Origin of the sequence: Enterobacter ludwigii (genome assembly GCF_001750725.1) — a bacterium.
GTDB classification, from domain to species: Bacteria; Pseudomonadota; Gammaproteobacteria; order Enterobacterales; family Enterobacteriaceae; genus Enterobacter; species Enterobacter ludwigii.
The window spans coordinates 2,869,919-2,883,818 of sequence record NZ_CP017279.1 but is presented as its reverse complement, the minus strand read 5'-3'; the positions used below and the strand labels follow the sequence as shown (position 1 = coordinate 2,883,818).

General features: G+C 57.9%; 14 protein-coding genes. 10 read left to right on the top strand and 4 right to left on the bottom strand.

The genetic code is table 11. The features are described 5' to 3' along the window. Positions 1–22: 22 nt before the first annotated feature. Complete coding sequence (locus BH714_RS13580) at positions 23–241, bottom strand: YheU family protein (protein WP_003861664.1); 219 nt, start codon at positions 239–241, stop codon at positions 23–25. Continuing rightward, entirely contained in the window at positions 238–1,260 is a 1,023-nt protein-coding gene (locus BH714_RS13575; protein WP_014171925.1) for a hydrolase, read from the bottom strand. Before BH714_RS13575 ends, BH714_RS13580 begins: the two co-directional genes overlap by 4 nt. A 228-nt stretch (positions 1,261–1,488) precedes the next feature. On the opposite strand from BH714_RS13575, the gene mdcA reads away from it, so the two are divergent. The 8 genes from mdcA to mdcH all read left to right on the top strand — a co-directional run bounded on the left by mdcA (position 1,489) and on the right by mdcH (position 8,534). Continuing rightward, complete coding sequence (gene mdcA / locus BH714_RS13565) at positions 1,489–3,144, top strand: malonate decarboxylase subunit alpha (protein WP_014171924.1); 1,656 nt, start codon at positions 1,489–1,491, stop codon at positions 3,142–3,144. Beyond that, positions 3,144–4,001 carry a triphosphoribosyl-dephospho-CoA synthase gene (locus BH714_RS13560; protein ID WP_020884594.1) on the top strand — a complete coding sequence of 286 codons (858 nt, stop codon included), beginning with the start codon at positions 3,144–3,146 and terminating at the stop codon, positions 3,999–4,001. Before mdcA ends, BH714_RS13560 begins: the two co-directional genes overlap by 1 nt. A 9-nt stretch (positions 4,002–4,010) precedes the next feature. Further along, positions 4,011–4,310: a malonate decarboxylase acyl carrier protein gene (mdcC, locus tag BH714_RS13555; RefSeq protein ID WP_020884595.1), complete on the top strand. Its 300-nt coding sequence runs from the start codon at positions 4,011–4,013 to the stop codon at positions 4,308–4,310. Further along, a complete protein-coding gene (locus BH714_RS13550) occupies positions 4,303–5,136 on the top strand; it encodes a biotin-independent malonate decarboxylase subunit beta (RefSeq protein ID WP_014171921.1) in 834 nt (277 codons plus the stop codon). Before mdcC ends, BH714_RS13550 begins: the two co-directional genes overlap by 8 nt. Then, on the top strand, positions 5,136–5,936 hold the full coding sequence (gene mdcE, locus BH714_RS13545; protein ID WP_040019062.1) for a biotin-independent malonate decarboxylase subunit gamma: 801 nt from the start codon (positions 5,136–5,138) through the stop codon (positions 5,934–5,936). The genes BH714_RS13550 and mdcE overlap by 1 nt, the downstream gene beginning before the upstream one ends. Positions 5,937–6,058: 122 nt before the next feature. Further along, positions 6,059–7,018: an AEC family transporter gene (locus BH714_RS13540; RefSeq protein WP_014171919.1), complete on the top strand. Its 960-nt coding sequence runs from the start codon at positions 6,059–6,061 to the stop codon at positions 7,016–7,018. A gap of 2 nt (positions 7,019–7,020) precedes the next feature. After that, positions 7,021–7,638: a malonate decarboxylase holo-ACP synthase gene (locus BH714_RS13535; RefSeq protein WP_040018189.1), complete on the top strand. Its 618-nt coding sequence runs from the start codon at positions 7,021–7,023 to the stop codon at positions 7,636–7,638. Beyond that, positions 7,638–8,534, top strand: a complete 897-nt coding sequence (mdcH, locus tag BH714_RS13530) for a malonate decarboxylase subunit epsilon (RefSeq protein WP_040018188.1) — start codon at positions 7,638–7,640, stop codon at positions 8,532–8,534. Before BH714_RS13535 ends, mdcH begins: the two co-directional genes overlap by 1 nt. On the opposite strand, the gene BH714_RS13525 is transcribed toward mdcH, so the two are convergent. Then, positions 8,523–9,473, bottom strand: a complete 951-nt coding sequence (locus BH714_RS13525) for a LysR family transcriptional regulator (protein ID WP_032679092.1) — start codon at positions 9,471–9,473, stop codon at positions 8,523–8,525. The two genes, mdcH and BH714_RS13525, sit on opposite strands and share 12 nt — an antisense overlap. Positions 9,474–9,488: 15 nt before the next feature. After that, positions 9,489–11,393, bottom strand: a complete 1,905-nt coding sequence (locus BH714_RS13520) for an ABC transporter ATP-binding protein (protein WP_020884600.1) — start codon at positions 11,391–11,393, stop codon at positions 9,489–9,491. Positions 11,394–11,531: 138 nt separating this feature from the next. On the opposite strand from BH714_RS13520, the gene kefG reads away from it, so the two are divergent. Beyond that, positions 11,532–12,083 carry a glutathione-regulated potassium-efflux system ancillary protein KefG gene (gene kefG, locus BH714_RS13515; protein WP_020884601.1) on the top strand — a complete coding sequence of 184 codons (552 nt, stop codon included), beginning with the start codon at positions 11,532–11,534 and terminating at the stop codon, positions 12,081–12,083. After that, positions 12,083–13,888 (top strand): glutathione-regulated potassium-efflux system protein KefB, encoded by a 1,806-nt coding sequence (kefB, locus tag BH714_RS13510; RefSeq protein ID WP_020884602.1) that lies wholly within the window; start codon positions 12,083–12,085, stop codon positions 13,886–13,888. The genes kefG and kefB overlap by 1 nt, the downstream gene beginning before the upstream one ends. Positions 13,889–13,900 lie beyond the last annotated feature (12 nt).

Genomic DNA, 13,900 nt, shown 5'->3' with positions numbered 1-13,900 from the left:
CCTGACTGGAAAGGTTTAAAGATCAGCCATGAAACGCGTTGCGGGGCATGATATTGACCGTCTCATGCAGTTCAGACCATACCAGCACCACGTCGCCGCTTTTGAGTTGGCGCTTCACATCGTTGACCTTTTGCTCAAGCGAACGTTCATGTTCACCATAATCGGTACCTTCGCGCAAGACAAAGCTTTCAATCAGATTATCGAGCGTTTCGGGGGAGAGATCCTGCCACGGAATAATCATTTTGCACCGTCCAGATAAGGGGTAAGCCAGTCAGGAATACGCGACTCCAGCCACATTTTCGGGCGGCGCAACGTTCCACCGATGAACCCCACGTGACCACCATGCTCTGTCAGCTGATAGTGAACGTTGGCAGGCAGAAATTCCTGCGCGGGGATTGAGTGATGATCCATAAACGGGTCATCTTTGGCATGAATGATAAGCGTCGGTTGCGTGATCTTGCTGAGCAGCGGCATGGCGCTGCACTGACGGTAGTAGTCAATCGCATCGGCAAAACCGTGAATTTTGGCGGTGATCAGATCGTCGAATTCGCGGATGCGACGGACCTTTTTCAACTGACGCAGGCTCACCGGCAGCGTATCCGGATAGGCCTTCAACTTGCGCGCCGCGTTGGCTTTCAGCAGGTTGAGCAGGTAACGCTGATAGACCCGGGAAAAGCCTTTCTCCATATGGTAGCTGCACTGCTCCAGCATAAAGGGCGCGGAGACAATGACGGCCGCATCCAGCGGCACGGTGTCGCCCTCTTTTGCCAGCAGGCAGGCCAGCATATTGCCGCCCAGCGAGTAGCCCACGGCCGCTGTCGGGACGGTACCAAAGTTTTCCCGTAACCAGTGTAAAAACCAGGTGCCGTCTTCGGTTTCACCCGAGTGATAAATGCGCTTCTGGCGATTCGGTTCGCCGCTACAGCCGCGAAAGTGCATCACCACGCCGAGCCAGCCCCGCGCTTTGGCTGCCTGGATGAGCCCGTGTGCATAGGGGCTGTGCAGACTGCCTTCCAGACCGTGAAAGACCACCAGACGCGGCTTGTGGCGCGCCTGTTCTGGCTCTTCGCTCCATGCCAGGTCCAGAAAGTCACCGTCCGGTAAGTCCAGCCGTTGCCAGTGCGGCGTGAACTGAACCTTACGGCGGATGAGTCGCGGCAGCATGGTCTGCAGATGACAATTGGCCACGCCGCGCATGGGCACGAACTCGGTGCTGTCTTCGGCGATGATATCGAAGTCTGATGGGATGATTTGGCTCATAACGGCGATGCTAATTCTTGTCAGTTATTTTCTGTTCTTTCCGAATTGTACCCCGTTTAGCCTGGTTTTCCGAAACATGAACTGATCTCGATCACAAATATTTACCTTGATTATTACTCTCAGGCTAATGATTCCGCCCTGCGCTTAATTGATGACTTCCTCGCCACAGCGCACACTTTACTCAACGTTAAGCAAATCAGAATGATGTGCTGAATCAGGAGGTTAATAATGTTATCTGGGCAAACACCCACCCGGCAATGGAACACACGACGCACCGAGAAAGCGCGTCGTCTGGCCTCCGTACCGGTGCAGGGCAAGGTACTGCCAACCGGCGATCTTGTCGCCATGCTGGAAAAACTGATCGCGCCTGGCGACAAAGTCGTTCTGGAAGGTAATAACCAGAAGCAGGCCGATTTCCTTTCACGCTCGCTGGCTGAAGTGAACCCGCAAATCGTGCATGACCTGCACATGATTATGCCAAGCGTGGGCCGTAGCGAGCATCTGGATATCTTTGAGAAAGGTATCGCCCGCAAGCTGGACTTCTCCTTCTCCGGTACCCAGAGCCTGCGCATCTCGCAGCTGCTGGAAGATGGTCAGCTCGAAATTGGCGCTATCCATACCTACATAGAACTCTATTCACGTCTGTACGTGGATCTCTCGCCAAACGTGGCGCTGATTGCCGGCTTTAAAGCGGACCGAAAAGGTAATCTTTATACCGGCGCAAGCACCGAAGATACCCCCGCGCTGGTGGAAGCGGCCGCGTTCCATGACGGCATTGTCATCGCACAGGTGAATGAGCTGGTGGACGACGAATGCGACCTGCCGCGCGTTGATATTCCCGGCTCCTGGATTGACTTCGTGGTGGTGGCCGACAAACCGTTCTTTATCGAACCGCTGTTTACCCGCGACCCGCGTCTCATCAAACAGGAACATATCCTGATGGCGATGATGGCCATTAAGGGCATTTATGCGGAACATCAGGTGCAATCCCTGAACCACGGGATTGGTTTCAATACCGCGGCGATTGAACTGCTGCTGCCGACCTACGGTGAACAGCTCGGCCTGAAAGGCAAAATCTGTAAACACTGGACCCTTAACCCGCACCCAACCCTGATCCCGGCGATTGAAAGCGGCTGGGTGGAAAGCGTGCACTGCTTCGGCGGTGAGCTGGGGATGGAAGAGTACATTCGTGCACGTCCGGATATCTTCTTTACCGGTGCCGACGGCTCTATGCGTTCCAACCGCGCCTTCTGTCAGCTGGCAGGCCAGTACGCCGTTGATATGTTCATCGGCTCAACCCTGCAGGTTGACGGGTATGCCAACTCCTCAACCGTCACCCGTGGTCGTCTCTCTGGTTTCGGCGGTGCGCCAAACATGGGCCATGACCCGCATGGTCGTCGTCATGCCACCCCGGCCTGGCTGAACATGATCACCGAACCTGATCCGATGCAGCGCGGTAAAAAACTCGTCGTCCAGATGGTGGAAACCTTCCAGGCAGGCGTGAAACCGACCTTTGTGGAAAAACTCGATGCTGTTGACGTTGCGAAAGCGTCCGGGATGCCTCTGGCTCCGGTCATGATCTACGGCGACGACGTGACACATGTGCTGACGGAAGAGGGGATTGCTTACCTCTATCGCGCAGAAAGTCTTGAAGAGCGCCGGGCGATGGTTGCGGCCGTCGCGGGGATCACCGATATCGGTCTGGGCGTCGATGCCAAACGTGTGGCGCAGTTGCGCCAGAGCGGCAAAGTGGTTTACCCGGAAGATATGGGGATTCGCCGCACCGATGCCACCCGTTCTCTGCTGGCAGCAGGCAGCGTGTCAGACCTGGTTGAATGGTCTGGCGGTCTTTACAACCCACCTGCGAAATTCCGGAGCTGGTAATGAAACTTCTGCCCCAGATTCAGGTTGAAGGCGGTGCCGAATGGCTGGCGCGAACCGCCACGCAGTGTCTGATTGACGAAGCACAGTTAAGCCCGAAACCCGGTCTGGTGGACAGTCGGGGGAACGGCGCGCACCACGATCTGTCGCTCGCGTTGATGGAGCGTTCCGCGCGCAGCCTGACCCCCACGTTTCAGGCGCTGGCGCAACACAGCTGGCAGCGTCCGGCGGATATTGCGCTCAGGCAAACCATAGGGCGACTCGGCCGTGAAGGTGAGCAGCAGATGATGGCGGCTACCGACGGTGTAAATACCCACCGCGGCGCGATTTGGGCGCTGGGGCTGCTGGTCAGTGCCGTGGCGATGCTCGGTGGTGATGCCAGCGCGCAGGCGGTAGCGAATACCGCGGCACAGCTGGCGAAACTGCCCGATGACGCGGCGCCGAAAGTGTTCAGCAAAGGGCTACGCGCCACGCGCCGCTACCGGGTTCCGGGCGCACGTGAAGAGGCTCAGCAGGCATTTCCACACGTGATGCAGCGTGCTCTGCCGCAGCTTCGTCTGAGCCGTCTTAACGGCAGCAGCGAAACGTATGCAAGGCTCGATGCGCTGATGGCCATCATGACGTCGCTTACCGACACCTGCGTGCTGTCGCGCGCCGGGATGGCGGGGCTGGAGGCCATGCAGAACGGTGCGCGTGCGGTGCTGAGCGCCGGAGGATGCGCGACATCCGCAGGCCAGATGGCGCTGGCGAGGTTAGACCGCCACATGCTGGCACTCAATGCCTCACCGGGCGGAGCAGCCGACCTGCTTGCCGCCACGCTGTTTCTCGATCGCATCGAAACGCCTTATTCAAAGCATTAAGAGGATGTTATGGAAAAAATCACATTAACCATGCCAGCGAGCCGCGCGTTAAGCGGCAAAGCGCTCGCAGGGGTTGTTGGTTCCGGGGATATGGAGGTGCTGTTTGCCGCCGAACCGGGCCAGACGTTAACCATTGATATCACCACGTCCGTCGACAACAGCCGCGGTCGCTGGGAGGCGTTGTTCAACCGCCTGCACACCGTCAGCAGCCTGCCTGCAGGAAAACTGACGATCCACGACTTTGGCGCGACGCCGGGGGTGGCACGCATTCGTATCGAACAGGTTTTTGAAGGGGTGAGCCATGCGTGATGATCGGAGTTTTATTGAATTAAAAGCTCGCCAGCGTGCGCAGGCATTGCTGGACGACGGGAGCTATCGCGAACTGCTGGATCCTTTTGAAGGCATTATCTCCCCGTGGCTGGGGCCGCAGGGCATCGTTCCTCAGGCCGATGACGGCATGGTGGTCGCCAAAGGCACCCTCAACGGTCAGCCTGCGGTAGTGGTGGCGATCGAAGGTGCGTTCCAGGGCGGCAGTATGGGCGAAGTGTCCGGCGCCAAAATGGCGGCGGCGCTGGAGCTGGCGGCTGAAGATAACCGCAACGGGATCCCGACGCAGGCGGTACTGTGTCTCGAAACCGGCGGCGTGCGTCTGCAGGAAGCCAACCTGGGCCTGGCGGCCATTGCCGATATTCATGCGGCAATTGTTGACCTGCGCCGTTACACCCCGGTGGTCGGGATTGTGGCCGGGACCGTGGGCTGCTTCGGTGGGATGTCTATCGCTGCTGCACTGTGCAGTTACCTGATTGTCACCCGCGAAGCGCGTCTCGGTCTGAATGGTCCTCAGGTTATCGAGCAGGAAGCGGGAATTGAAGAGTATGACTCCCGCGACCGTCCGTTTATCTGGAGCATGACCGGTGGCGAAGTCCGCTATGAAAGCGGCCTGGTGGATGCGCTGGTTGGCGATGGCGTGAACGCGGTGAAAGCGGCGATGAACGACGCGATTGCCAAAGGCGTGCCTGCAAAACATCGCACCGATAACTATGACGATTACCTGAACCGTCTGACGAATTTCGACACCCGCAAACAGGCCGATGCCGAACAGATTAAAGCGCTCTTTGCCCGGGAGGTGAAATGATGACTAACTCAGTAAGCCGTGGCGAACTCTGGCTGCAAACGCTCGCGCCGAACGCCAGACGCCTGGAAGGGTTATGCCCGTCCGTACAGGCGGCCGATGGTGAACTTAACGGTGAAACGGTACGTTTTGTTGCCGTGGTACCGGATGCCAACAACCACTTCCCGCGCGCGGCGAAAGGGGAAGTCGGTCTGCTGGAAGGCTGGACGCTGGCGAAAGTGGTGAGCGAAACCGTTGCCGCCGATGCCAACAGCGCCGTGAAGCGCCCGATCGTGGCGGTGATTGACGTGCCAAGCCAGGCCTATGGCCGTCGTGAAGAGGCATTTGGTATTCACCAGGCGTTGGCCGGCGCGGCGGCGGCCTATGCTAACGCGCGTCTGGCCGGTCATCCGGTGATTGGGCTTATCGTTGGTAAAGCGATGTCCGGCGCGTTTCTGGCGCACGGGTACCAGGCAAACCGCCTGATTGCCTTTAACGATAAAGGCGTGCTGATCCATGCCATGGGTAAAGAGTCTGCGGCGCGTATTACGCTACGTACCGTGGATGCGCTGGAAAAACTGGCGGCAACGATCCCGCCAATGGCCTATGACATCAGCAACTACGCCACACTGGGGCTGCTTTCCAACCTGCTGGATATCACCAACCCGGATGCCCCTTCTGAAAACGATCTGACGCAGGTGAAAACCACGCTGCAACAGGCCATCCATGACGCTCGTCAGGACAACACCCTGAAAAACCGTCTCGGTGCTGACAATCGCCGCAGCTCTGCCCTCGTACGCGAACGCATGCGGGCAAGCTGGTAAGTAAAAAGAGACCTGCCAGATGCACTCCCCGCGGACGTAACCGTTACGTCCGCGCGGGAACCTGCATCCTGAAAATAATAATCATCGCGCCAGTGCTTAAACTTTTTTACTACAGGTGAATTATGACTTACGTAATTGTTCATGCTCTTGCACCGATTTTCGTCATCATGCTGCTGGGATTCTGGGCCGGTAAGGCAAAGATGGTCGATAACAAAAATGTCTCCCTGCTCAATATCTTCGTCATGGATTTTGCTTTGCCTGCCGCGCTGTTCAGCGCCACGGTGCAAACCCCGTGGACTGGCATCGTAGCCCAGTCACCGCTGATTCTGGTGCTGACCCTGGCGATGTGGATAACCTACGCGGCCATTTACTTCCTCGCGACCAGCGTCTTTAAAAAATCCCCACAGGATGCCGCCGTGCTTACGCTGACGGTTGCGCTGCCAAACTATGCCGCGCTTGGCTTGCCGATTCTGGGCAGCGTGCTGGGTGAGAGCTCTTCAACCTCACTGTCCGTGGCGGTCTCTATTGCCTGTGGTTCGGTACTGATGACGCCGTTCTGCCTGCTGATTCTGGAACGTGAAAAAGCGCGTGCCGAAGGCAATAACTCCGGTTCAACGCTCTCGATGCTGCCGGTGCTGATGTGGCGTTCGATTAAAAAACCGATTGTGATGGGTCCCCTGCTGGGTGTGATTTTGTCTGCTATAGGCATCAAAATGCCTGAACTTGTTCTGGCCGCCATTAAGCCACTGGGCCTTTCTGCAACGGCTGCCGCGCTGTTCCTGACCGGGGTGATCCTCTCTGCGCGTAAGCTGCAGATCAACACCATGGTGATTACCTCAACCGTAGCCAAGCTTCTGATCCAGCCTGCGATTGCCTGGGGTATCGTTCTGATCTTCGGTCTGCACGGCTCCGTGGCGATCACCGCTATCCTGATGATTGCGCTCTCAGCCGGTTTCTTCGGCGTGGTGTTCGGTAACCGCTTTGGCGTGCAGTCTCCGGATGCGGAAGCGGTGCTGCTGTTAAGCTCGGTACTGTGTATCCTGTCGCTGCCGCTGTTTATCTCGCTGACTTCAGGAATGTAATCATGACCACAACATTACGCCCTCACGACCTCATCTGGCTTAACGCGCGTGACGCGCTGGAAGGCATCACTGACGACTGGGTGGATGCGGTATGGCATACCGGTTTACCGGTGGTCGTGCGGCGTGATGTTGATAACGCTGGCCGTATTCCCGTTGGCGTACGCGGTTTACGCCGCGACCAGCGGGCGGCCGGTTGGGTGAAGCCAGACAACGTCGTGCGGGTGGTCTCACCCGAGGCGTTGAGCGTGACCGCCGATCTTCTGCGTTCACCGTTTGTGACTCAGCCACCGGTGCAGGTGGCGTTGCAACTTTCTCAGCAGTCATGGCCGTGGACGTGGGGAATTACGGGCAGCACGGGCTACGCCCTGGCGACCGGTATCCCGGTCATTCATGCCGACAGCGATCTCGATTTGCTGGTGCGAGCCCCTCAGCCTCTGTCGGCTGACGCTTTTCGTGTCTGGGCGTCACAGCTCAGCCGCGCGTTATGTCGGGCAGACACCCAGGTCGACACCCCTGAAGGCGGCTTTGCGCTGACGGAGTGGCTGCGCGACGGCAAAACGTTGCTGAAAACCCACCGTGGGCCACGTCTGGTGGCGGACCCGTGGCACAGGGAGGAGTGATGAAAATACTGTTTACCTTTCCAGGGCAGGGCACCCAGCATGCCGGTATGCTGCAAAACCTGCCTGGCACGACGCTGGAGCAGGCCCGCGAGGTATTGGGTGGCGAAGTCGATACGCTGGATACCGCGGCAGCGTTAACCCACACGCGAGCCGTTCAGCTTTCGTTGTTAATTGCCGGTGTTGCCTGGGCGCGTGAGCTTGAACAACGCGACGTGGCACCGGATATCGTCAGCGGTCTGTCTATTGGCGCGTATCCGGCCGCGGTCATTGCCGGTGCGCTGGAATTTGCCGACGCGCTGAAGCTGGTCGCGCTGCGTGGCGATCTCATGGAGCAAGCCTATCCGCACGGTTATGGCCTGACCGCGATAATGGGTCTGACCCTGCCTCAGGTTGAAGCGTTGCTGGAAGGCACCGGAACGTATATCGCCAATCTGAACGCGGAAACGCAGATTGTGATCGCCGGCACCGATGAGGGGATGGCGCAGGTGGCGAAACGCGCGCTGGCAAAAGGGGCTAATAAGGCGCATCGGCTGACCGTCAGCGTGCCTTCCCATTGCGAACTGCTGGCGGAGCCGGCGCACAAGCTGGTGGAGGCGTTCACATCCGTCACGCTCACACGCCCGCGCTGTGCTTACCTGAGCGGCAGTACAGGACGCGTGCTCTGGACGCCTGAGAAAATCGCGGACGATCTGGCGATGAATATGGCGCGCACGGTGCGCTGGCAGGAAGCGGTGATTTCTGCCAACGAGCGTGAAGCTCGGCTGGCGATTGAAATGCCACCTGGCGGAGTACTGACCTGCCTGACGCGTCAGGCGGCCTGGGAAGGGGAGTCGGTTTCGCTGGAGCGCAGTGGTGTAGACGTGGCGGTACACCTCGCTAAGCGGCTACAGCGGTAGGGTCTGCGCAGGGTCGGTGGCGATACTGCGGGCATACATTCGCCCTTCGGCTGCCAGTGCCCGCAGGCTGGGGTCTTGCTCGCGGTTGCGGGCAAACACAATGGCAATCAACTGCTGCATCTGATACGGCTGGGCCAGCTTCAGTAGCTGTACTGAGTTCTCATACACTTTCTTCATTCTGCCTGGCATGAGCGTAAAGCCCACGCCCGCCTGCACCAGACTCAGCATCGAGAAAATGTCATTTACGCGGGTGACGATTTCCGGTTCGAAACCGGCAATATGAAACGCCTCCTGAAACCCGGCGTAGGTGGCAAACCCTTCCGACAGCGCGACAAACTTCTGCTCTTTGTAATCACGTAAGTCGGCAGGCCCGCTGGTGTTCAGCGTGGCAGAGGCCGGTGCGGCAAGAAAAATGTCGTCATGGAACAGGGGGAGCACTTCCAGACTGTTGCGGTCGATATCGCTTTCGGAAATAGAGATGAGGATGGCGTCGAGCAAACCGTCGTCCAGCATACGCAACAGGGTCTCGTTAGAGCCCATCGTCAGGTCCATCTCCAGGTCCGGACGGCGCAGTTTCATCCCCATAATCAGGCGTGGCACGGTTTCCAGCGTCAGCGAGTAGAGCGTGCCGACGCGCAGTCGTCCCTGGCCAACACCGGCCGTTTTGCGCGCTTCTTCCAGCCCGCGCGCCATTACCTGCATCACTTCCTGACAATATTCCAGCAGCGTCCAGGCTGAAGGCAGCGCAATGAGATTGCGACCTTTGTGCGTAAAGAGCGGGCAGCGCACATTTTCTTCGAGAGTATGCAGCGCGCGGTGCACGCTAACGCCGCTCAGGCCAAGCGCTTCGGCGGTACGGGCGATATTGCCCTTCTCCATAAAGGTCATGAAGATGCTGAGTTTACGAAATGTAATGTCGCTCGTGATATCGAAACTCATAACCCTCCCGGGGATTTAGTCGGCCTGCAGCATGGCTTCCAGCTGTTCCTGGGCGTCCAGCCACGCCATCTCGCACGCTTCGAGGCTGGATTTCGTCTTCGCCTGAGTCTGCAGGCAGTCGGTCAGTTCCGCCTTACGGCTCTGGTCATACAGACCGCTGTCACCCAGCTTCTCTTCAACGGTAGCCAGCAGAGCGTTAAGTTTCTCCATCTCCTTTTCGAGACGGGCAATCTCTTTACGCAGCGGCTGGGTCTGAGTACGCAGTTCCGCTTCACGGCGCTTCTGGTCTTTACGCGCCTGGGCGCTGTTGGCGTTATCTTTCGACGAGTCGTCCGGCTGGTTTTCCTGCTTCTGCACGTCCGTCAGCCACTGCTGGTAGTCTTCCAGATCGCCATCGAACGGCTCGACTTTGCCATCGTGCACTAAATAGAGATCGTCCGTTGTGGAGCGGATCAGGTGACGATCGTGCGAGACGACAACCAGCGCGCCTTCAAACTCAATTAACGCTTCGGTCAGCGCCTGACGCATGTCGAGATCGAGGTGGTTTGTAGGTTCATCGAGCAGCAGCAGGTTCGGGCGTTGCCAGACGATAAGCGCCAGTACCAGACGCGCTTTCTCGCCGCCGGAGAAACGTTCGGTGTTTTCGGTGACTTTATCGCCCTGGAAGCCAAAGCCGCCAAGGTAATCGCGCAGCTTCTGCTCCATCTCCTGCGGCGCCAGTCGCGCGAGGTGCTGGATGGGCGATTCATCCGCGCGTAAGAATTCCAGCTGATGCTGGGCGAAGTAGCCAAGCTTAATGCCTTTTGCCAGGCCGATCTCGCCGCTGACCGGGTTAAGCTCGCCCGCCAGCAGTTTAATCAGCGTCGATTTACCGGCGCCGTTACGCCCCAGCAGACCAATACGTGAACCCGGCACCAGGTTGAGCTTGATGGAGTCGAGAATAATGCGATCGCCGTAGCCAGCGCTCACCTTTTCCATCTTCAGCAGTGGGTTCGGCAGGCTCTCGGGCTCGCGAAAACTGAAGTGGAACGGGTTATCGACGTGCGCCGGGGCGATCATCTCCATGCGTTCCAGCATCTTGATGCGGCTCTGGGCCTGCTTGGCTTTAGACGCTTTTGCCTTGAAGCGGTCAACAAAGCTTTGCAGATGCGCCACGCGCTGCTGCTGGCTTTCGTACATCGCCTGCTGTTGAGCAAGGCGCGTCGCGCGCTGGCGCTCGAATGAGCTGTAGTTGCCGGTGTATTCAAACAGGCTTTGCTGTTCGATATGAATGATTTTATCCACCACCGGGTCGAGGAAGTCGCGGTCGTGGGAGATCAGAATCAGAGTGCCCTGATAGCTCTTGAGCCACTTCTCCAGCCAAATAACCGCATCGAGATCGAGGTGGTTAGTGGGTTCATCAAGCAGCAGCAGGTCGGAACGGCAAATCAGTGCCTGCGCCAGGTTAAGGCGCATACGCCAGCCGCCGGAGAAGTCGCTGACGGGGCGTTCAAGCTGTTCGTTGCTGAAACCCAGACCGTGCAGCAGGCTGGAGGCGCGGGAGCGAATTGTCCATGCGTCGATGGCGTCCAGCTTACCGTGGACGGTGGCGATAGCATGACCGTCATTACGCTCGTTGGCGGCGTTCAGTTCAGCTTCCAGCTTACGGTATTCACGATCGCCGTCGATAACATAGTCGAGAGCGGGTTCGCTCAGGGCAGGCGTCTCCTGATTTACCCAGGCAAGCTGCCAGTTGCCCGGATAGGTAAAGTTACCGCCGTCAGCGCTAATCTCGTTTTTCAGCAGCGCAAGCAGGGTCGATTTTCCGCAGCCGTTTTTGCCGACCAGACCCACTTTTTGACCGGGATTGATGGTGGCGGAGGCGTTATCCAGCAGGACGCGCACGCCGCGGCGAATTTGTAACGAGGAGAAAACAATCATAGAAGCGCCGTATGTTCCGACTATGTTAATTTGTCATTATGATAATGTAAGGTGTGGGCCATTTTCCGCACCGGGCCGCCATGGTAGCCCAAAACAACGACGATACACAAAAACAGAAACAGAACCGGGAGGGGAGTGATGTCTCAGACAGCGAAAGTGCTGCTGCTGTATGCCCATCCGGAATCTCAGGACTCGGTGGCAAACCGGGTTCTGCTTAAGCCGGCTACTCAGCTCAGCAATGTGACGGTGCACGATCTCTACGCGCACTATCCTGATTTCTTTATTGATATTCCTTACGAGCAGGAACTGCTGCGTCAGCATGACGTGATTGTGTTCCAGCATCCGCTTTATACCTATAGCTGTCCGGCACTGCTGAAAGAGTGGCTGGACCGTGTGCTGAGCCGGGGGTTCTCCAGCGGGGTGGGGGGCAACCAGCTGGCGGGAAAGTACTGGCGCAGTGTCATTACGACCGGTGAGCCAGAGAGCGCTTACCGCCACGACGGTCTTAACCGTTATCCCATGAGTGATATCCTGCGGCCGTTTGAGCTGACGGCTGCGATGTGCCGCATGCACTGGATGAGCCCGATTATTGTCTACTGGGCGCGTCGCCAGAAGCCTGAAGCGCTGGCGAGCCACGCCAGAGCGTATGGCGATTGGCTTGCATCACCGATATCGGCGGGAGGTCGCTAATGGAAGGATCGAATTTACTCCTGGCCGGCGTGCTGTTTTTATTTGCCGCAGTGGTGGCGGTTCCGCTGGCCGCCCGGCTGGGCATTGGCGCGGTGCTGGGCTACCTGCTGGCCGGGATCGCCATTGGCCCCTGGGGGCTGGGATTCATCAGCGATGTGGATGAAATTCTCCACTTCTCTGAACTGGGCGTGGTGTTCCTGATGTTCATCATTGGCCTCGAACTGAATCCGTCAAAACTGTGGCAGCTCCGGCGATCGATATTTGGCGTGGGGGCGGCGCAGGTCTTGTTCAGTGCTGCGATTCTGGCCGGGCTGTTAATGCTGACCAACTTCTCGTGGCAGGCGGCAGTGATCGGCGGAATAGGTCTTGCGATGTCGTCGACAGCAATGGCGCTGCAGTTAATGCGTGACAAAGGGATGAACCGCAACGAGGCAGGACAGCTGGGCTTTTCGGTACTGCTATTTCAGGACCTGGCCGTGATCCCGGCGCTGGCACTGGTGCCGTTACTGGCAGGCTCTGGTGACGATCATTTTGACTGGGTCAAAATCTCCATGAAGGTGCTGGCCTTCGCCGGCATGCTGATTGGCGGACGTTTCCTGCTGCGGCCGGTGTTTCGTTTTATTGCCGCCTCTGGCGTGCGCGAGGTGTTTACTGCCGCGACGCTGCTGCTGGTGCTGGGCTCGGCATTGTTTATGGACGCGCTGGGGCTGTCGATGGCGCTCGGTACGTTTATCGCCGGGGTGCTCCTTGCCGAAAGCGAATATCGTCATGAACTGGAAACGGCTATCGATCCGTTTAAAGGGCTGCTGTTAGGGTTGTTCTTTATTTCGGTGGGAATGGCGCTCAACCTGGGCGTGCTCTATACCCATTTGCTGTGGGTGGTGATGAGTGTTGTTGTGCTGGTGGCGGTAAAAACGCTGGTGCTGTACGTCATGGCACGGATATACGGGCTGCGCAGTTCCGAGCGCATGCAGTTTGCCAGCGTCTTAAGTCAGGGCGGAGAGTTCGCGTTCGTGCTGTTCTCCACTGCCTCCTCCCAGAAGCTGTTTAAAGACGATCAGATGGCGCTGCTGCTGGTGACGGTCACGCTGTCGATGATGACCACCCCGCTGCTCATCAGGCTGGTGGATAAGCTGCTCTCACGGCGCTTAAATCCGACAGAGGATGAAGATGAGATGCCGTGGGTGGAGGATGATAAGCCGCAGGTGATTGTGGTGGGCTTTGGCCGCTTTGGGCAGGTGATTGGACGTCTGCTGATGGCAAACAAAATGCGCATCACGGTGCTGGAGCGCGATATCAGCGCGGTGAACCTGATGCGTAAATACGGCTACAAGGTTTACTACGGCGACGCGACCCAGCTCGAACTGTTGCGTTCAGCGGGAGCAGAAGCGGCAGAATCCATCGTGATTACCTGCAACGATCCGGAAGATACGATGAAGCTGGTTGAACTGTGCCAGCAGCATTTCCCGCATCTGCATATTCTGGCGCGTGCGCGTGGACGTGTTGAAGCGCACGAACTGCTGCAGGCAGGTGTGAAACACTTCTCCCGTGAGACATTTTCCAGTGCGCTGGAGTTGGGGCGTAAAGCGCTGATTTCGCTGGGCATGCATCCCCATCAGGCTCAGCGGGCCCAGATGCATTTTCGCCGGCTGGACATGCGAATGCTGCGCGAATTAATGCCGGTACACTCTGATACGGCGCAGATCTCCCGCGTGCGGGAAGCGCGTCGCGAGCTGGAAGAGATTTTCCAGCGAGAGATGCAACAGGAACGACGCCAGCTCGATGGCTGGGATGAATTTGAATAAAGGGTAACGAAA

Coding starts and splice junctions, on each gene's coding strand:
- BH714_RS13580 (WP_003861664.1), bottom strand. CDS start 241: ATGATTATTCCGTGGCAGGATCTCTCCCCCGAAACGCTCGATAATCTG.
- BH714_RS13575 (WP_014171925.1), bottom strand. CDS start 1,260: ATGAGCCAAATCATCCCATCAGACTTCGATATCATCGCCGAAGACAGC.
- mdcA (WP_014171924.1), top strand. CDS start 1,489: ATGTTATCTGGGCAAACACCCACCCGGCAATGGAACACACGACGCACC.
- BH714_RS13560 (WP_020884594.1), top strand. CDS start 3,144: ATGAAACTTCTGCCCCAGATTCAGGTTGAAGGCGGTGCCGAATGGCTG.
- mdcC (WP_020884595.1), top strand. CDS start 4,011: ATGGAAAAAATCACATTAACCATGCCAGCGAGCCGCGCGTTAAGCGGC.
- BH714_RS13550 (WP_014171921.1), top strand. CDS start 4,303: ATGCGTGATGATCGGAGTTTTATTGAATTAAAAGCTCGCCAGCGTGCG.
- mdcE (WP_040019062.1), top strand. CDS start 5,136: ATGACTAACTCAGTAAGCCGTGGCGAACTCTGGCTGCAAACGCTCGCG.
- BH714_RS13540 (WP_014171919.1), top strand. CDS start 6,059: ATGACTTACGTAATTGTTCATGCTCTTGCACCGATTTTCGTCATCATG.
- BH714_RS13535 (WP_040018189.1), top strand. CDS start 7,021: ATGACCACAACATTACGCCCTCACGACCTCATCTGGCTTAACGCGCGT.
- mdcH (WP_040018188.1), top strand. CDS start 7,638: ATGAAAATACTGTTTACCTTTCCAGGGCAGGGCACCCAGCATGCCGGT.
- BH714_RS13525 (WP_032679092.1), bottom strand. CDS start 9,473: ATGAGTTTCGATATCACGAGCGACATTACATTTCGTAAACTCAGCATC.
- BH714_RS13520 (WP_020884600.1), bottom strand. CDS start 11,393: ATGATTGTTTTCTCCTCGTTACAAATTCGCCGCGGCGTGCGCGTCCTG.
- kefG (WP_020884601.1), top strand. CDS start 11,532: ATGTCTCAGACAGCGAAAGTGCTGCTGCTGTATGCCCATCCGGAATCT.
- kefB (WP_020884602.1), top strand. CDS start 12,083: ATGGAAGGATCGAATTTACTCCTGGCCGGCGTGCTGTTTTTATTTGCC.